Source organism: Mycolicibacterium wolinskyi, from assembly GCF_002101965.1.
Classification (GTDB): Bacteria; Actinomycetota; Actinomycetes; order Mycobacteriales; family Mycobacteriaceae; genus Mycobacterium; species Mycobacterium wolinskyi.
The window spans coordinates 56,415-74,016 of sequence record NZ_LQQA01000010.1 but is presented as its reverse complement, the minus strand read 5'-3'; the positions used below and the strand labels follow the sequence as shown (position 1 = coordinate 74,016).

General features: G+C 66.1%; 17 protein-coding genes. 7 read left to right on the top strand and 10 right to left on the bottom strand.

The window, feature by feature from the left end; translation table 11 throughout:
• Positions 1 to 100: 100 nt before the first annotated feature.
• From AWC31_RS09100 to AWC31_RS09090, 3 genes are read right to left on the bottom strand one after another with little or no spacing between them, the layout of a single operon-like run.
• On the bottom strand, positions 101 to 913 hold the full coding sequence (locus AWC31_RS09100; protein ID WP_085143975.1) for an SDR family NAD(P)-dependent oxidoreductase: 813 nt from the start codon (positions 911 to 913) through the stop codon (positions 101 to 103).
• On the bottom strand, positions 910 to 1,671 hold the full coding sequence (locus AWC31_RS09095) for an SDR family NAD(P)-dependent oxidoreductase (RefSeq protein ID WP_085144294.1): 762 nt from the start codon (positions 1,669 to 1,671) through the stop codon (positions 910 to 912). Before AWC31_RS09095 ends, AWC31_RS09100 begins: the two co-directional genes overlap by 4 nt.
• Positions 1,668 to 2,750, bottom strand: a complete 1,083-nt coding sequence (locus AWC31_RS09090; protein WP_264051974.1) for a cholesterol dehydrogenase/isomerase — start codon at positions 2,748 to 2,750, stop codon at positions 1,668 to 1,670. Before AWC31_RS09090 ends, AWC31_RS09095 begins: the two co-directional genes overlap by 4 nt.
• 401 nt (positions 2,751 to 3,151) lie before the next feature.
• Here AWC31_RS09090 and AWC31_RS09085 point away from each other — a divergent pair, with 401 nt between their 5' ends.
• On the top strand, positions 3,152 to 3,427 hold the full coding sequence (locus tag AWC31_RS09085; protein WP_234790742.1) for a hypothetical protein: 276 nt from the start codon (positions 3,152 to 3,154) through the stop codon (positions 3,425 to 3,427).
• A gap of 2 nt (positions 3,428 to 3,429) precedes the next feature.
• On the opposite strand, the gene AWC31_RS09080 is transcribed toward AWC31_RS09085, so the two are convergent.
• Positions 3,430 to 4,638, bottom strand: coding sequence for a cytochrome P450 (locus tag AWC31_RS09080; protein ID WP_085143971.1), 1,209 nt, complete (start codon positions 4,636 to 4,638; stop codon positions 3,430 to 3,432).
• Between the two features lie 165 nt (positions 4,639 to 4,803).
• Between AWC31_RS09080 and AWC31_RS09075 the strand changes: the two genes are divergently transcribed.
• Positions 4,804 to 5,364: a TetR/AcrR family transcriptional regulator gene (locus AWC31_RS09075; protein ID WP_067844727.1), complete on the top strand. Its 561-nt coding sequence runs from the start codon at positions 4,804 to 4,806 to the stop codon at positions 5,362 to 5,364.
• On the opposite strand, the gene AWC31_RS09070 is transcribed toward AWC31_RS09075, so the two are convergent.
• From AWC31_RS09070 to AWC31_RS09050, 5 genes are all read right to left on the bottom strand, one after another.
• On the bottom strand, positions 5,348 to 6,235 hold the full coding sequence (locus tag AWC31_RS09070) for a formylglycine-generating enzyme family protein (RefSeq protein ID WP_085143970.1): 888 nt from the start codon (positions 6,233 to 6,235) through the stop codon (positions 5,348 to 5,350). The two genes, AWC31_RS09075 and AWC31_RS09070, sit on opposite strands and share 17 nt — an antisense overlap.
• A 20-nt stretch (positions 6,236 to 6,255) precedes the next feature.
• Positions 6,256 to 7,161, bottom strand: a complete 906-nt coding sequence (locus tag AWC31_RS09065; RefSeq protein ID WP_085143968.1) for an HAD family hydrolase — start codon at positions 7,159 to 7,161, stop codon at positions 6,256 to 6,258.
• Positions 7,162 to 7,168: 7 nt separating this feature from the next.
• Complete coding sequence (locus AWC31_RS09060) at positions 7,169 to 8,713, bottom strand: arylsulfatase (RefSeq protein WP_085143967.1); 1,545 nt, start codon at positions 8,711 to 8,713, stop codon at positions 7,169 to 7,171.
• Between the two features lie 126 nt (positions 8,714 to 8,839).
• Positions 8,840 to 10,381, bottom strand: a complete 1,542-nt coding sequence (locus tag AWC31_RS09055; RefSeq protein WP_085143965.1) for an arylsulfatase — start codon at positions 10,379 to 10,381, stop codon at positions 8,840 to 8,842.
• A 110-nt stretch (positions 10,382 to 10,491) separates the two neighbouring features.
• Positions 10,492 to 11,142 carry a GntR family transcriptional regulator gene (locus AWC31_RS09050; protein WP_085143964.1) on the bottom strand — a complete coding sequence of 217 codons (651 nt, stop codon included), beginning with the start codon at positions 11,140 to 11,142 and terminating at the stop codon, positions 10,492 to 10,494.
• 55 nt (positions 11,143 to 11,197) lie between these two features.
• On the opposite strand from AWC31_RS09050, the gene AWC31_RS09045 reads away from it, so the two are divergent.
• From AWC31_RS09045 to AWC31_RS09025, 5 genes are read left to right on the top strand one after another with little or no spacing between them, the layout of a single operon-like run.
• Positions 11,198 to 12,583, top strand: a complete 1,386-nt coding sequence (locus AWC31_RS09045; protein WP_234816779.1) for an FAD-dependent oxidoreductase — start codon at positions 11,198 to 11,200, stop codon at positions 12,581 to 12,583.
• Positions 12,580 to 14,274 (top strand): dihydroxy-acid dehydratase, encoded by a 1,695-nt coding sequence (gene ilvD / locus AWC31_RS09040; protein WP_085143960.1) that lies wholly within the window; start codon positions 12,580 to 12,582, stop codon positions 14,272 to 14,274. The genes AWC31_RS09045 and ilvD overlap by 4 nt, the downstream gene beginning before the upstream one ends.
• A 23-nt stretch (positions 14,275 to 14,297) precedes the next feature.
• Positions 14,298 to 15,641 (top strand): MFS transporter, encoded by a 1,344-nt coding sequence (locus AWC31_RS09035; protein WP_085143958.1) that lies wholly within the window; start codon positions 14,298 to 14,300, stop codon positions 15,639 to 15,641.
• Between the two features lie 18 nt (positions 15,642 to 15,659).
• Complete coding sequence (locus tag AWC31_RS09030; protein WP_067844947.1) at positions 15,660 to 15,938, top strand: dsRBD fold-containing protein; 279 nt, start codon at positions 15,660 to 15,662, stop codon at positions 15,936 to 15,938.
• Between the two features lie 3 nt (positions 15,939 to 15,941).
• Complete coding sequence (locus AWC31_RS09025) at positions 15,942 to 16,466, top strand: 2'-5' RNA ligase family protein (protein ID WP_085143956.1); 525 nt, start codon at positions 15,942 to 15,944, stop codon at positions 16,464 to 16,466.
• A gap of 1 nt (position 16,467) precedes the next feature.
• Here AWC31_RS09025 and AWC31_RS09020 read toward each other — a convergent pair whose 3' ends face one another.
• Positions 16,468 to 17,550: a 3-beta-hydroxysteroid dehydrogenase gene (locus tag AWC31_RS09020; protein ID WP_085144292.1), complete on the bottom strand. Its 1,083-nt coding sequence runs from the start codon at positions 17,548 to 17,550 to the stop codon at positions 16,468 to 16,470.
• Between the last annotated feature and the right edge of the window lie 52 nt (positions 17,551 to 17,602).

Genomic DNA, 17,602 nt, shown 5'->3' with positions numbered 1-17,602 from the left:
CTTCCCTTGCTGCGCTGACCTTAGCGTCACTCTGGCGTGACACTCGGCATTCAGCGTCACTCTGGCGTGACAGTGGGAACGAGAGGGGAATGTGGCCGAGTTAGACGCGGGCCTGCGCGGCCCGCTGTGACGCGACGAACCGCATCGACAGCCGCTGCATGAGGCCGGGGGCCAGCCGCGCGAACACCCATGACGCGTGTGCGCGACGGGGTTTGACGAGGATCGCCTTGTTGCGATCGATCGCGCGGAGCGTGTCCGCGGCCAGCCGGTCGGCGTCGTAGGCCGTCTTGACGCCCTGGCCCTGCAGGAAGTAGTCACGGCCCACGAAGCCGCCGATCGCGCCCTTGTCGAGGATCGGTGTCTCGACCGCGGCCGGGCACACCGCCAACACGCCGACGCCGTGGGCGGCGGCTTCCGAGCGCAACGCCAACGACAGCCCGACGACGGCGTGTTTGGTCATCACATAGCTCGTCAGCTGGCCCGCCGCCGCCAGGCCTGCCATCGATGCGGTGTTGACGATGTGGCCGTGGCCCTGGCGGATCATGACGGGATAGGCCGCCGCGACACCGTGTACGACGCCGCGCACGTTGACGTCGATGATCGCGTTCCACTGCTCGAGCGTCAGCAACTCGGTGTCGCCGCCCCACACGATGCCCGCGTTGTTGAACATCAGGTCGAGCCGGCCGGCGCGCTCGACCACATCGTCGACGGCGGCCTGCACGGCTGCCGCGTCGGTGACATCGAGGCGAGCGGATCGCGCGCCGAGGGCGTCGCCGGTCCGGGCGGCGGCCTCCCCGTCGATATCGGTGCACAGCACCTGTGCGCCCGCGCCGGAGAGTGCGCGGCACAGCGCCGCGCCGATACCGGACCCGGCGCCGGTGACGATCGCCTGCTTGCCGGCGAAGGGGTTCACTGGGCCAGCTTCATGACGTGTCCGAGCACGTCTGGGTAGCGCTTGAGGTGGGCGCCGCCATTGAGGTCGAGCACCTCGCCGGTCATCCACGACGCCTGCGGTGAGCAGACGAACACCACCGCGGCGGCGATGTCCTCGGGGGTGCCGGCGCGGCCCAGCGCGGTGTTCTCGACGTACTCCTCGACGACACCGGGCACCATCGCGGCAGGCTCGGTCAGCGGCGTGTGCACGAAACCCGGCGCGATCGCGTTGACGCGGATGCCCCGCGGCCCCATCTCCAGGGCAGCCACCTGTGTCAGCATCGACAGCCCGGCCTTCGCGGCGCAGTAGGCGCTCATGCCGGCCGCGGGCTGGCGCCCGTTGAGGGACGAAATCGATACCAGCACACCGCCTTCGGACAGATGGGCACCGGCGTGCTTGGCCACGATGAAACCACCGGTGAGGCATACGTCGATGACCGCGCGGAACTGGTCGGCCGGCATGTCGGTGATGAGCCCGACATTGCTGAACCCCGCGCAGTTCACCACGACATCGACGGCGCCTACCTCGGTGAACAGCCGCTGCACCGAGTTCTCGTCGGTGACGTCGACGTAGTTGCTCGAGTGGGGTGTGCCGAGTTCGACAGCCCGTTCGGCCGCGCCCTCGGTGTTGCGGTCGGCCACGACGACGCGGCAGCCGTCGGCTGCGAGTGCCTGCGCGCTGGCCCAGCCGATTCCGGACGCCGCGCCGATGACCACCGCGACGCGCTGTGTGCTCATGCCGGGCCCCCGTCCGGGCGGTGGTCGCCCCACTTCTTGTCGATGGCGTTCCACACGTCGGCGTACTCGCCGGGGTAGTCCTTGTAGGCCGACTTCGACCGCAGGAACGCGCGGATCAGCGGTGCGGCCAGGCCGATCGGGTAGCGCTTCCATCCCGCGTTGGCCCTGGTGTCGGCCAGCAGTTGCGGCCAGGTGTGGCGCTGGAATCTGAGCACTTCCTGCGAGCGGCTCGTGTCCATCCAATCCGTGGCGAACCACGCGGCGTCGTCGTCCGGGTTGCCGGACCTGCCGATCGGAAGCCCGCCGCTGATTCCCATCGCGGCGGCCGCCTGCGACCCGACCACGGACTGCGTGTGTCGGTGCGTCGCAGAGTCGCCGCCGATCAGCAGCACCTCGCGGGTCGTCTCGACGGTGGTCGCGGCCATGAATGCGGCTGCGACGTCGCGCACGTCGACCGTCTGCAGCCGCCCGTCGGCGGGCAGCACGCTCTCGAACGAGATGAGGTCGACGTCCATGTCGACGCTGAACTGCGAACTCATCACGCCGCCGAGCCGCAGGATCAGCCAATCGAGCTCGGATGTCCGGACCAGCCCCTCGGCCTCGACCTTGTGTGCGCCGTAGATGTCCGCCGGGTTGACCGGGGTGTCGGGCGTCAGCACGTCGCTGATGCGATGCGGGTTGCGGGCGCCGTAGACCGCCACGCTGGACGCCTGGACGAAGCGGGGCGGTTCGGGCTGGGCCGCGGCGGCGCGCAGCAGCGAGGCGGTGGCATCGACGTTGACCTTGCGGGCCAGCCCGCGGCGCATGTAACAGAACGGCGGGATGATCGCCGCCAGGTGGATGATCGCGGCGGGGGAGACCGCGGCGACCAATGCGTCGACCGCGGCCGCGTCGGTCAGATCGGCCCACCGCATTTCGACGCCGGCCGGTAGCTCGGCGGCGGCCTTGCGGTTGGCGGGCACATCGAGGTCGGTAGCGACGACGCGTCGGCCGGCATCGGCGAGCGTCTTGACGACCATCGACCCGACGAGCCCGAAAGCTCCGGTGACCAGTACGGCGTCCGGCTTCGGCGTACTCACTGCCCTCCTCGTTTAGAACGTGTTGCAACACTAGCCAACGACACTGTGGTGTGTGTCACCGTCCGGGCGGTCGAATTCTGTGCCGAATCGGCCATCGGTTCGCCTCAGAAGTTCTCAGCAATCGGTATAGCTCGCTTGTACTGCTACAGCGCGGAGTGGGCGAATCGTGTTGGTGTTGCCTCAAAAGCACTCGCCGATGGCGGCGTCGACGGGGTGAGTGTGACTCGAATCTCATGGCGCCCCCCGCTGTGACGAGTTTGCCTGACGCACATTCATATTCCGATTTGGAAATTTGCCTGAGGCTTATGCATTGTGTGGCTGTTGGAATCAACGAAAACGAGCCGATTGCGGGCGCATGTGGTGTACTCGGTTGCACGCGTCAGCAATTGGGGAGGTGCGAAATGTCAGAAGACGTAACCGTGGGGGTTAACGGTGACGAGTCTGGTGAAGTTGCCGGTGGCATAGCCGTGGATACTCGCGTGGTCGTCTACCCGGGCAGCGATGAGGAATTGCACGGCACGGTGGTCGAGGATTTTGCCGACCTCGCGGGAACCGCGGTCGAGATCGCCGGCGAGCGTATCGTCGGACCGGCGCGGCGGTGGGCCGTCAACGTCGACGACGGTGGCCTGGTGTTCGTCGACGACGACAGCATCGTCCTCGAGGCGCAGCCGGCCTGAGTTCAGCGCACGGTCAGCGGTAGCCGACGCAACCGCCGCACCAGCAGGCTGGGCAGCCACTCGGCAGGCCCGGCCGGTTGAATGTCGGTGCGGAGCGCCAGCAGCCGGGATATGACGATGCGGGCTTTGAGTCGGGCCAGTCCGGCACCGACGCAGAAGTGCGCGCCTTTTCCAAACGCCAAGTGACTCTTGGCATTCACGCGGTCCAGCCGGAACTCGTGCGGATCGTCGAAGGCGGCGGGGTCGCGATTGGCCGCGCCCCACAGCAGTAGTAGATGTGAATCTGCCTGCAGTGCAACGCCTCCCAGCTCGGCATCGACCGAGACGTGCCGGTAATGCCCGCGGAACGGCGACTCGAGCCGCAGCACCTCCTCCAGAAACGCGGGTATCAGGCCGGGCGCGTCACGCAGCTGTTGCGCGAGAGCGGGCCGCGACGCGAGTTCCCGTGCCGCACTACCGATCAACGACGCGGTCGACTCCGCGCCCGCACTCACCAGCTGGATCAGCATGAACACCGCCTTGTCGGCCGCGACCTTCTCCGACGCGCAGTACAAGGCGAAGTCCCCGAGCAGGTTGTCGCCTGGGTCTGCCTTAGCGCGGTCGAACTGCTCGACGAGGTATCCGCCGAGTTCGGTGGCGGCAATACCCGCCGCGGTGAGTTGGTCGGCGTCGACGAGTCCGTCGAGGAGCTGCGTGGCGCCGTACGCCCAACCCACCAAACGGTCGACGTCGGCTGCCGGCAACCCCAGCAACCGCGCGACCACGAGCATCGGCAGCCGATCGGCCATGGTCGTCATCCAGTCGAGTTCACCGATGGTGGCGGTCAGCAGGTTGTCGGTGGTCGAGGTGATGAACGGCTCCAGATCACGTATGCGCTTGGCCGCCAGGCGGGGCAACACGAGTTTGCGGTGCGCGGCGTGCGCCGGATCGTCAGCAGTGGCGAGCACGTGCGTGTGACCGCCAGGGCCGTCCATGGTGAACGTGGTCACCGAGCCGTCCGGGCTGTCGGGTTGATGCCACATGGTCGCGGTGAGATTCGACGAGAAGTGTTGCATCCGCGCGGTCGCCTCGGTCACCGCGTCGAACGACGTCACGACGAAGAACGGCGAATCGCCCACCTGATGCACTGGCGCGTCTTCCCGTAGCCGGTCATACAGGGGGTATGGGTCTTGGAGGTGGGCCGGGGCGAACAAGTCGTGTGCACGGAGCATAAGCCCAGGTTGACGAGCTGTTCGGGGCAGGTCAACGCCGCCAGGCGAAGTCGATACGGCCCGGTGGACGCCGCTTCGCGGGCTCGTCTCAGCCGATGGTTCTGACCAGCGCCGTACGTGAGAATCCATACCGATTTTGTCTCAGCGTGAGATACCGTCAACTCCATGTCTCCACACCGCGAGGACTGGCTGGTCGGCGATCGGCGGGCGGAGGCAGCCGAACGCATCTACTCGGCGGCGGCCGATCTGGCTGCCCGCGAGGGCCTGGATGCGCTTGACATCGACGCCATCGCGGCGCGGGTGCACTGCTCGCGGGCGACGGTGTACCGCCACGCGGGCGGCAAGACGCAGATCCGGGATGCAGTACTTTCCCGGCTCGCGGCGCAGATCGTCGACGAGGTCCGGCGTCAGGTCGACGGCCTGACGGGGTCGCGACGCGTCGTCACAGCGGTCACCGTCGCGCTGCGCCGCATTCGCAGCGATCCGATGTTCGATCTGCTGCTCGGCTCACTGCGCGGTGGAGGTGCGATCGCCGGCCTCGGTCAGTCGCGAGTGCCTGCGGGGTTCGCGACGGAGCTGACCGGGCTGGCCGAGGACGATCCGGTGGCCGCCGCGTGGATCGTGCGGCTTGTGCTGTCGCTGCTCGTCTGGCCCGGCGCCGACGAAGCGGCCGAGCAGGAGATGCTGCGCCGGTTCGTGGCCCCGGCGTTCAGCTCGGCCGTTTGACGCAGCGAAAACCGATGTGGCTCATGCCGGTATCGACCATCTGCGGTCGCCGGGCAGCTGGCCGGTAGCGCATGCAATAGCTGTCGGCGCACAGGAACGATCCACCTTTGATCACTCGGCGGGCAATCTTGAACTGCGGCTGATTGGGATCGTAACTATCTGTCGCACAGCAGGATTCGACGGAATGGTCCCCGGTGTAGAAATCGGTGGTCCACTCCCATACGTTGCCCGCCATGTCGAACAGGCCATAGCCGTTGGCCTCGAAACTGCCAACGGGCTTCGTGGTGCCGTAGCCGGTCTCGGGCAGGTACGGGAATTCGCCGTGCCAGTAGTTGGCCAACCGCTGCCCGGGCTGCTCGGGTTCATCGCCCCAGGTGTATGCCGCGGCAGGCAGCCCGCCGCGCGCGGCGGTTTCCCACTCCGCTTCCGTCGGAAGCTCCAAGCCCGCCCAGCGTGCGTAGGCCTCGGCGTCCTCGTAGGCGATGTGCACCACCGGGTGGTCGTCGCGATCCGTAAGCGAGGACCGCGGCCCACGCGGGTGATTCCAGCACGCACCCGGTGTCCAAGCCCACCACAGGTTGATGTGGCGCAGGTCCACCGGGCCCGCAGTGCGCCGGAACACCATGGAGCCCGGCACGAGATTTTCGGGTGGGGCACCGGGAAAGTCGGCAGGGTCTACCGGGCGTTCGGCGACCGTGACATAGCCTGTCGCCGCGACGAACTCGGCGTAGTCAGCGTTGGTGACCTGATGGCGCTGGATCCAGAACCCGTCGACCGCGACCTCGCGGGCCGGCGCCTCTTCGGGGTAGTGCGCGTCGGACCCCAACACCGAGGTTTGTGCCGGGATCCAGACCAGGTCGTCAGCCGTCATGCGTTGAGTCTGCGGAGAACTCAGGCAAAGACCGTGGTCCAATCGTTGCGGATGCTGACCACCGGCCAGCTCTCGGACTTCGCCAGCGCCAGCGCCTTCTCCGCGCCTGCGGTGTAATCGAATTCGCGTTCGGCGTCGTCGTGGAGCACCAGCATGGACAGGGACGGACCCGCGCCCGCCGCGGCGTACTGCAGCATCTCGATGTCACCGTTCGAGTTGCCTACGACCAAGATCGGTCTGCGTCCGGTCCGGCCCCAGATCCGCACGGGCTTGATCGGGCCGTCATCCATGAACTCCGGTGTAGCAGTCGTTTTGAGGTGACCGTCGACGAAGTCCAGGCCCACCGAGCTGCCGATGACCCGCTCAGGCGGTATGCCGTACATCTGCGGCGTGACCGGGCGCATGAAGTCACGGCCGCCGCCCGAGGCGATGTAGGTGGTGAACCCGTTGTCCTCCAGATAGCGCAGCAGTTCGATCATGGGCTGATAACCGCAGTGCGTGTACGGGCGGCCGAGAGTTGGATGCTTCGCTTCGGCGAAGAACGCCTTGACCCGTTCGGCGTGGTCTTCGACGGGCAGGCCGGCGTATGCCGAAAGAATGCCGGCAGCAAGGATTTTGAGCGCGGAATCATCGCCGTTGTAGTGCTTGGTGACGGCGTCGCCGAACCAGGCGAGATCACCGGCGGCGGCTGCCCGATAGGGCTGACGGGTGGCGAGTTCGGCGTCGGCCGCCGCCTGCTCGGCCAGCCGGCGTACCAGGAAGTCGAGTTGGATGTAGGCCGGCTTCTCGACCCACAGCGTGCCGTCGTTGTCGAACACCGCCACGCGTGCTTCGGGCGCGACGTAATCGGGACCGTCGGTGGTGACGCGCCCCACGAAGTCGGTGATCGCCGCCTTCGTGGGGCCATCGTTCCATGACTGCAGCATCGGCGAATCAGCCGCCCACCGATTGCAGGAAGTCGTTGAGCTTCTCGACCGCGTTGGTGATCGTGAAGGATGCCGGTTCACGCCGCGGCGGGAATTCCTTGAAGGTCTCCAGGAATTCGAGGACGACGGCGTTGGCCATGAAGGCGATGTAGTCGTGGTCGAAGAACCAGTCCCAGTAAGTGTTGGATGTGATGTCGGCCCGCTCATACGGATCGGTGCGTAGGTTGAAGATCTTCGGTGCGCGCAACGGCGTGAACGGCTCGAACCAGACCTTCAGTGTGCCCTCGCAGCGCTGCTCCATGAACACGACTTTCCAGTTGTCGATGCGGATCCCGAGCACATCGCAGTCGTCGGAGAAGTAGATCAGGCCGCGGCGGGGACTCTTGTCGACCTCGCCGGTCAAATAGGGCAACAGGTTATAGCCGTCGATGTGGACGTGATAGGTCTTGTCATCGATCGTGTGACCCTGCTTGAGTTTCTCGACGATGTCGGGCTCACCCGCGGCTGCGAGGAACGTCGGAAGCCAGTCGTGGTGCTGGACAATCTCGTTGGAGATCACGCCGGCGGGGATCTTGCCCGGCCAGCGGATGATCTCGGGTACCCGGAAGGCGCCCTCCCAGTTGGTGTTCTTCTCGCTGCGGAATGGTGTGGTGGCGCCATCCGGCCACGTGTTGGCGTGTGGGCCGTTGTCGGTGGAGTAGATGACGATCGTGTCATCGGCGATGCCGAGTTCATCGAGGGCATCGAGCAAGAGACCTACGTGACCATCGTGATCGATCATCGTGTCGTGGTAGGGCGACTGCCAGCGGCCGGCCTGCCCGACGCTTTCCGGTTTGGTGTGCGTGCGGAAGTGCATATGCGTCGTGTTCATCCACACGAAGAACGGTGTGCCCGCTTCGTTCTGACGTTTGATGAAGTCGATCGCCGCCTCGGTGGTCTCGTCGTCGACCGTCTCCATGCGTTTCTTGGTCAGTGGCCCGGTGTCCTCGACACGTTGCTTGCCCAGTGGGCCGAACCGTTCGTCGACCTCGTCCGAGGCCTCCTCCGTGGCCCACGAACGGATGACACCGCGGGGCAGCAGCCTCTTGCGCAGGCGCGGTGCCTCCTCCTCGGTGGGGTAGTCGGGATGCTCGGGTTCCTCTTCGGCATTGAGATGGTAGAGATTGCCGAAGAACTCATCGAAACCGTGGGCCGTCGGTAGGTACTTGTTGAGGTCGCCCAAGTGGTTCTTCCCGAACTGGCCGGTGGCGTAACCGAGCGGCTTGAGGAGCGTGGCGATCGTCGGGTCGTCGGGTGACATGCCGACGTCGACACCCGGCATGCCGACCTTCGAGAGCCCGGTGCGATAGACGCTCTGGCCGGTGATGAACGACGAGCGCCCCGCGGTGCAACTCTGCTCGCCGTAGGAGTCGGTGAAGATCATGCCTTCTCTGGCGAGCCGGTCGATGTTGGGCGTCTGATAACCCATCAGACCCATGCTGTAGCAGCTGAGATTGCTGATTCCGATGTCGTCTCCCCAAATCACCAGGATGTTGGGTTTTCCGTTCGGCATGTGTTCGCAGCCTCACTTTCATGTTCAACAAAAGGTCCAGTGCGAACGTTATGCGCTCGCACTGGACCAGTGCCGGATAACTGACGTCTCTGGCGAAAATACTCACCGGGCCGGCCAAGGCCGTACTCAATCCTTGGCGAGGAACTCGTGCAGTTTCTCGACCGCGTGGTCGATGCTGAAGCTTGCCGGAGCGTGGCGCGGCTTGAACTCCTCGAACGTTTCGAGGAACTTCGTCGCCATCGCGGTCGCGTAGAAGACGAAATAGTCGTGCCGCAACAGCCACTCGTAGTACGTGTTGGATGTGATGTCGGCGTACTCGTACGGGTCGGTGCGCAGGTTGAACAGCTTCGGGACCCGTAACGGCGTGAACGGCTCGGCCCAGATCCGCAGCGTCCCTTGGCAGCGCTGTTCGGCGAAAACAATCTTCCAGTTCTCGAACCGCATCGCGACGAGATCCCCGTCATCGGAGAAATAGAAGAAGCCGCGACGCGGGCTCTCCTCGACCTCACCGGTGAGGTAGGGCAGCAAGTTGTAACCGTCGATGTGCACCTTGTACTCGGTGTCGCCGATCTTGTAACCCTTCTTCAGCTTTTCGCTGATATCGGGATCGCCGGCCGCGGCCAACAGCGTCGGCAACCAATCGTGGTGCTGGACGATCTCGTTGGAAACCACGCCCGCGGGGATCTTGCCGGGCCAGCGGATCAGCTCTGGCACACGGAAGGCGCCTTCCCAGTTCGTATCCTTCTCGCTGCGGAATGGTGTCGTACCGGCATCCGGCCACGTGTTGCGGTGCGGGCCGTTGTCGGTCGAGTAGATGACGATCGTGTCCTCGGCGATACCGAGTTCGTCGAGCACATCGAGCACGGTGCCCACATTGCGGTCGTGGTCGATCATCGTGTCGTGGTAGGGCGATTGCCACAGCCCCGCTTGGCCACGGCTCTCGGGTTTGGTGTGGGTGTAGAGGTGCATGTGGGTGAAGTTGCACCACACGAAGAACGGATTGCCCTCGGCGTGCTGGCGTTTGATGTAGTCGACCGTGGCGTCGGCGATGTCGTCGTCGATGGTCTCCATACGCTTGGCGGTCAGCGGCCCGGTGTCCTCGATGGTCTGTTTGCCGACCGGGCCGTATTTCGGGTCGTCGGGTTCCGTTGACACCTCATCGGTGGCCTTGCATTTGAGCACGCCGCGGGGTTTGGCCAGTTTGTAGAGTCGCGGGTAACGATCTTCGTGCGGGTAGTCATAACTTTCCGGCTCTTCCTCGGCGTTGAGATGGTAGAGGTTGCCGAAGAACTCGTCGAACCCGTGGACCGTTGGCAGGTACTTGTTGAGATCGCCGAAGTGGTTCTTGCCGAACTGGCCCGTCGCGTAGCCAAGTGGCTTGAGTAGCTCGGCGATGGTGGGATCCTCGGCGGCCCAACCGATATCGGCACCGGGTATCCCCACTTTGCTCATGCCGGTGCGGTACACGCTTTGTCCGCTGATGAAAGCAGCGCGCCCTGCGGTGCAGCTTTGCTCACCGTAGGAGTCGGTGAACCGCATCCCTTCGTTGGCGATGCGGTCGATGTTCGGTGTGCGGTAGCCCATGAGGCCATCGCTGTAGCAACTGAGATTGCTGATCCCGATGTCGTCGCCCCAGATCACCAGGATGTTGGGTTTACCGTTCGGCATGTCGAAGCCCCTCGCTCGATCGGAAAAGCCTGTGCCCGTAGGACCCTATGCCGTTCGACGGTGGCTTCGCAGAGATTCGACAGTGCGCCGCAAGATATTTACGCCGGAGTTCAGCCCCGGCCGGGCAGGGTTGCGTAGGCGAACTCGAATAGATAGTCGTTCAACGCGATCGACGCGGCGTGGGCGGTGTCCGCCTGGCCGTCGGCGATCGCGGAGAGGATGTCGTGGTGTAGCTTGGCGGCCCGGCCCAGGTCTTCGGCTGTGTTGCCGAGATGGCCGAACCAGAATCTGCGTGACAGCCCCTGGAGGGGTGCCATCGCTGCGTCGACGAACTCGTTGTGCGTCGCGGCCACCACGAGCGCGTGGGCACTGCGCAGGAAAACGGAGAAGTCGCCGACGGATTTACTGCCGCTGATGACGTCTTCGGCGAGTTCGCGGGCGGTGCGGCGTTGGGCATCGGTTGCGCGCGACGCGGCCAGTCGTACGGCGAACGGCTCGAGCGTGCGCCGCAACTCGAGCAGCTTCAGTTGGGCTTCGATCGAGGTCGCAGGGACGAGCACACCGCGATTGGGGTGGATTTCGACGAGGCGTTCGCGGGACAGTCGCTGCAGTGCCTCGCGCACCGGTGTCCGGCCAAAGCCGGTCAGCTCCATCAGCTGCTTCTCCGAGACCAGGCTGCCCGGCGCGATGTCGCCGAGCACGATCATCCGCTCGATCTCGATGAACGCCTGATCGGTCTTGTTCTGCGGCTCCCCGCTCATGTCCTCCCTTTCGGTGGGCTAGACAGTATCGCGATCGTAGATGTACGGTCCACATATGACCAATATATCGGTTGCATGGCGGTTGGAGACGGGTATCGATGAGCACCGGCTTCCGGTTGTGGCCGATGTGGACGTCGCCGTCGTCGGCGCCGGGGCGGCCGGTGTCGCGGCGGCGACGGTCGCCGCCGAATCCGGCGCATCGGTCGTCGTCGTGGAGAAGTACGGGTTCGCCGGTGGCGCTGCGGTCGCGGGCATGTCGGGCACCATCTGTGGCATGTACCTGGCCTCCGATGACGGTGCGAGGCCGGAGCAGATCATCCACGGTTTCACCGAACGCTTTTCCGGCGAATTGCGGGTGCGCGGCGGCCTGACCGCGCCGCAGCCCTACGGCAAGACGTTCACCGCGGCACACGATCCGCTGGTCTGGCGCGAGGCCGCCGATCACCTGCTTACGTCCGCCGGCGTCCGAATCCTGTTCCACACCCAAGTCATCGACGTGGTGGCCGAACAGGGCACGTACCGCGGCCTGGTCATCGCATCCAACGCGGGGGTCGGGATCATCCGCGCGGCACGCGTGATCGACGCGTCCGGCGACGGTGCCGTGGTGGCGCGCGGCGGAGGCGCATACCGGTTCGGCGCCGACGGGCGTATCCAGAACCCGACGATGTTCTTCCGGCTCGGCAACGTCGACTGCGCGGCATTCTGGGCCGCCTGGGGTCCCAACACCATTTCACCGCAATGGGTTTCCGACGCCATCGGCCACGCGCGACAAGCCGGCATGGATCTGCCGCGCAACAAGATCTGGATCTTCGACACCACGCGGCGCAGCGAGCTGCTGGTGAACGCGACCCGGCTCACCGCGCCGGACGGACGCATGCTCAACGTGATCGACCCCGAGGATTTCACGATCGCCGAGATCGAGGGACGCCGTCAGGTCCGCGAGTATGCCCGCTTCCTCGCCGAATCCGTGCCGGGCTGCGCGCAGGCCTTCGTCGTCGACACCGGTGTGGAAGCCGGCATCCGCCAGACCCGCACAATCGAGGGCGTAGCGACGCTGAGCGACGACGACGTGGTCAACGGCGTCAAACGCCCCGACAGCATCTGCCGGTCGCCGTGGCCGATCGAGCTGCACGATGGTGAAAAGCCCAAGCTGCATTGGCTTCTGGATGACTACTACGACGTCCCTTACGCCACGCTCGTGCCCGAACGTGGCGAGAACATCATTGTCGCGGGCCGCTGCCTGAGCGCCGAGCATCAGGCCCTGGCGTCGGCGCGCGTGACCGCCCAGTGCTTCGAATACGGCCACGCCGCCGCGGTGGCCACGCTGTTGTCGCTCGACCGCGACACGGCATATCGCGACCTCGCACCGCGCGACATCCAAGCCCGGATGATCGCCAACGGCAGCGCGCTGCAGACCCCGGAAAGGCAGGAAGTCCAGTGACCGACAACTTCGAACGCGCCTCGGTACCAGGCGAATTACGGAGCAACTTCACGCCGGGCAGCACGCGCTGGGCCGTGCGGCGTGCGCAGTGGAGCGCCATGGGCATCGACTGGCAGGATCAGCAGAAGCCCAAGATCGCGATCGTCAACACGTCGTCGAAGCTGTCGGTGTGTTTCGCCCATCTCGACGACGTCGCCGTCCGGGTAGCGGACGCGGTGCGGGAGGCCGGCGGGCTGCCGTTCGAGATCCGTACCACGGCGCCAAGCGATTTCGTCACGAGCGCCGGACGCAAGGCGCGGTACCTGATGCCCACGCGCGATCTGATCGTCAACGATGTGGAGGCCGCCGTCGAAGGTGCGGTGCTCGACGGCATCGTGTTCCTGTCCTCGTGCGACAAGACCACGCCCGCACATCTCATGGCCGCGGCCCGCCTCGACCTCCCCGCCATCATCGTGATCGGCGGCTATCAGCGCGGCGGCACCTGGAGTGGCTGCTCGGTCGACATCGACACGGTCTACGAATCCGTCGGTGCACTTGCCGCGGGCACGATGACCGTCGACGAACTCGGCGACCTCGCCGACAGCGCGATCCAAGGGCCGGGCGTGTGCGCCGGCCTGGCCACCGCCAACACCATGCACTGCCTGGCCGAGGCGCTCGGCATGACGGTGGCGGGTTCGGCTCCGGTGCGGGCGAATTCGGAACGGATGCTGACCAACGCCACGGCGGCCGGGCACCGCATCGTGCGCATGGTCGAACAGAATCTGACTGCGCGGCAGGTCATCACGGCGAAGTCGGTCGAGAACGCGATCGAGGTGGCGCTGGCGCTGGGCGGATCGGTCAACTGCATCCGTCACCTGGCCGCGATCTGTGCCGAGGCCGATCTCGACATCGACGTCGTCGGCCTCTTCGAAAAGCATGGCGGGGACGCCGTGCAACTCGCCGCGATCCGGCCCAACGGCAACCACCAGGTGTGGGACCTCGACGGCATCGGCGGTATCCAGACCGTCATGCGTACCCTGCTGCCCCGGCTGCACGGCGACGCACTGACGGTCGACGGCAGCACCGTCGCGCAGCGGGCCGAGCGCGCACGGCAGGCCGACGGCGAGGTACTGCGCACGCTCGACAATCCCGTCAACGACGAGCCCGGTCTGATCATCCTGCGCGGCTCTTTGGCCCCGGACGGCTCGATCGTCAAGGTGGCCGGCGTCGGTAAGGCGACGCGGCGCCAGTTCTCCGGACCGGCAAAGGTTTTCATCGGCGAGGACGACGCCATCGTCGCGCTGGGCGACGGCCGCATCGAGAAAGGCGACGTCATCGTCCTGCGCGGGATGGGGCCACGCGGCGGGCCGGGCACGGTGTTCGCGGCCAGTTTCGTCGCCGCGCTGAACGGGGCGGGCCTCGGCGGTCATGTCGCCGTGGTCACCGATGGTGAACTCTCCGGACTCAACCACGGCCTGGTGGTCGGCCAGGTTATGCCCGAGGCCGCCGACGGCGGGCCGCTGGCCGGGCTCGAAGACGGCGACATCGTCGCGATCGACCTCGACAGCCGCCGGATCGACAGCAGCCCGGCGCGCATCGGCGAACCGGTGCGCGCAGCAGGCGAATACCCAGAACGCGGCTGGCTCGGCCAATACGCCGCGCTCGTCGGTCCCGTCCAACGCGGCGCGGTACTGCGCCGCCCGAGCAATTGAATATCCGGCAAAGGAGCCACCCCATGACCCGAACCCCCAACCAGGCGCGCAAGGCCGGTATCGCCGCGCTCGTCGGAACCACGCTCGAGTGGTACGACTTCCTCATCTACGGCACCGCCGCAGCGCTCGTGCTCAACTCGCAGTTCTTTCCGAGTGTCAATCCGACGGTCGGAACGTTGGCCGCGTTCGCGTCCTACGCGGTCGGATTCCTTGCCCGTCCGCTCGGCGGCATCGTGCTCGGCAACATGGGGGACCGGGTGGGGCGCAAGCGAATGCTCGTCTTCACCATCGTGCTGATGGGCGTCGCGACCACGCTCATCGGGGTGCTGCCGAACTACGACACGATCGGTGTGCTCGCCCCGATACTGCTGATCGTGCTGAGGTTGCTGCAGGGCTTCGGGGCAGGCGGCGAGTACGCGGGAGCTGTCGTCTTGTCGGTCGAACACGGTGACCAACAGCGGCGCGGCATGGCCGGGGCTTGGGCGCCAACGGGTTTCGCGATCGCCACGCTGCTGTCCACCGGGGTGTTCCAACTCGCGACGCTGTTGCCCGACGCGGCGTTCCACAGCTGGGGCTGGCGCGTGCCGTTCCTGCTCGGCGCGGTGCTGCTGGTGGTCGGCTACTTCATCCGCCGCAACATCGACGAGACCCAGGCCTACGAGAACGCGGTGCAGGCCGAAGCCCGCGGAGCGGCCGAGGAAACGAAGATCCCGGTGCTGGAAGCCATTCGGCGCAATCCCCGCAACTTCCTGGTCGTGGTCGGCTCCCGGCTGGCCGAGAACGGTTTCGCGTATCTGTTCCCGGTGTTCGCGGTGGGCTTCGCCGTCAACACGCTCGGCGTGCCGAGCAGCACGACGCTGCTGGCGGTGGTGATCGCGTCGGCCGTGCAGATCTGCGCCATCCCGGTGTGGGCGCATGTCAGCGATCGCATCGGCCGCAGGCCGGTCTACGCCGCAGGCGCCCTGGCGTCGGTGCTGTGGCTCGTGCCGTTCTTCCTGATGCTCGAAACCCTGAGCCCGGCGCTGCTGATCCTCGGCTTCGTCGTCGGCCTCGGCATCCTCTACCCGGCGATGCTGGCGCCCCAGGCCGCGTACTACGCCGAACTGTTCGACACCCGAACCCGGCTGTCGGGTTTCGCATTCGCCCGCGAGATCGGTTCAGTCCTCGCCGGTGGATTCCTGCCGCTCATCGCGACGGCGCTGATCGCCGCTTTCGGGCACTGGTGGGTCATCATCGTCTACCTCGGGGTGCTGACGGCCATCACGTTGGTGGCCCTGGCCTACGGTCCCGAGACCAACCGCAAGGACATCGAGGAAGTCGGCGGGGCCTCGGAGGTTGTCTCCGACGAGCCCGCGGTGCACCCTTGAAGACGGAAGGTGATCGCCATGTATGACAAAGATCTGACCAACAAATGGCACGTCGACATCGAGTTCTCCGAGGATGACGTCCACACCCACGCATCGGCCCGCGTCCACATGAGCGGAGACGAGTCCTTCGCCACGACAGGGGATGCCTACCGCAACCCGAGAGACCCGAGCCTGCCGATGATCGGTGAGGAGATCGCCGCGGCGCGTGCGCTCATCGCGCTCGGCACCGAACTGCTCCACGCCGCCTCGGCACGGATCGAGCAGGGCACGCACCATCCGGTGCACCTGTACCGCTGACACGTGGCGCTGGCGGTGTGCCTGCTGTTCGACCGGCGTTCGGAGCGTGCGATCCGGGCACTCTGGGACCGTGTCGAGCAGCAGGGTGTGGCGAGCCTGTGCTCGCACACCCATGGCAGGCACGTGCCGCACGTCTCGTATGCGGTGCTGCGCCGCTGGGATCTGGCGGCGGTGTCGGACGCGCTGGCGGGCATCCGGGCCGGCGCCCCGGTGCAGTTGAGCTTCGACGGCGTCGGCTTGTTCCGGCGCGGACGCGTCTGGCTGGTGGCCGGCGTCAGCGCGGATTTCGTTGCGCGCCAGGAAAGTGTGGTCGACGCGGTCACGGCCACCGGCGCCGAACTGCACAAGCATTACCGGCCGGGAGTGTGGCTACCGCATTGTTCGCTCGCGCCGCGGGCCACCTTGGCGCAGGTTCCCCAGGTGGTGGCGACGGTGCTCGACGTGCTGCCGCTGCGTGTGACTCTCGACCACGCTGCCCTGATCAACAGTGCGACAGGGGAACTCAACGCACTGCAGACGCTGCCGTGAACTAGACGGATACCGGCTGTTTCTGCGCGCGCATCTTGTCGAACAACTCGATGTAGTACGGCAGGCAATGGTCGACGGCCTGCTGCGTGGTGTAGAGCGGGCGGTAGCCGAGGTCGCGCTTGGCCTTCGCGATGGAGAAGTAGTTGTTGAGGTAAAGCCGTTCCACCGCAAGCGGTTCCAGGAGCGGCTCGGGGATGCCGAAGCGGAAATGCAGCCGCTGCCAGGCGGTCATCGCCGCATGGACGAGACGCCCCGGCACGCGCACGCGGGGGAGCTTGTGTCCACACGCCTCGATGACGGGACGGGCGAACTCGAACATGTTGACCGGTTCGCCGTCGTTGATGAAGTACGCCTGGCCCGGTGCGGTGCCACCGGGAACGAGATGCTGTGCCGCGAGGATGAAACCGTGAATCAGGTTGTGCACGTAGGAGTTGTCCAGCAGCGTGCTCTTGCGGCCGACCAAGACCTTGACGTGCCCGGCTAGCACGCTCTCGAACACCTTGCGGAACATCGTCTGGTCGCCGCGGCCCCAGATGCCGCTGGGCCGGATCGAGCACGTGAGCATATCGCTCACGCCGTTCTGGCCGAGGACGAACTTCTCGGCCACCACCTTGGTCTCGGTGTAGAGGTCGTTGAACCGGTCGGTGTAGGGCAGGGTCTCGTCGCCGTCGACGATGTGCTGGCCGCCCATCACGACGCTGTTGGATGCGGTGTAGACGAACCGCTTGACCCCGGCCTGCTGTGCGGCGTGCACAAGGTTCTCGGTGCCGCCGACATTGACCGCGAAGCTGCGCTGGCGGTACTCCTCGGTGACCGACGCGCCGCCCATCAGGTCGATGATCGCCGCGGTGTGGAACACCGTGTCGATTCCCTCGACGGCGGCCGCGACGGTGTCCGGGTCGCAGATGTCGCCGGTGATGACCTCGAGACCGGCGTGGTCGGGCAGCGGTGACGGGGCCCGGTCGAACGAGCGGACCGCATGGCCGCGGTCCAGCAGCTCGGTCACCAGGTTGGCGCCGACGAAGCCGGAACCGCCGGTCACCAGCACTCGGCCCAACTCAGTGGTCAGCGATGAGTCACCCATGCCGGGCAGCATAACTGAAACACGTTCCAGTTTCGAGCGTCAATGTCGAATC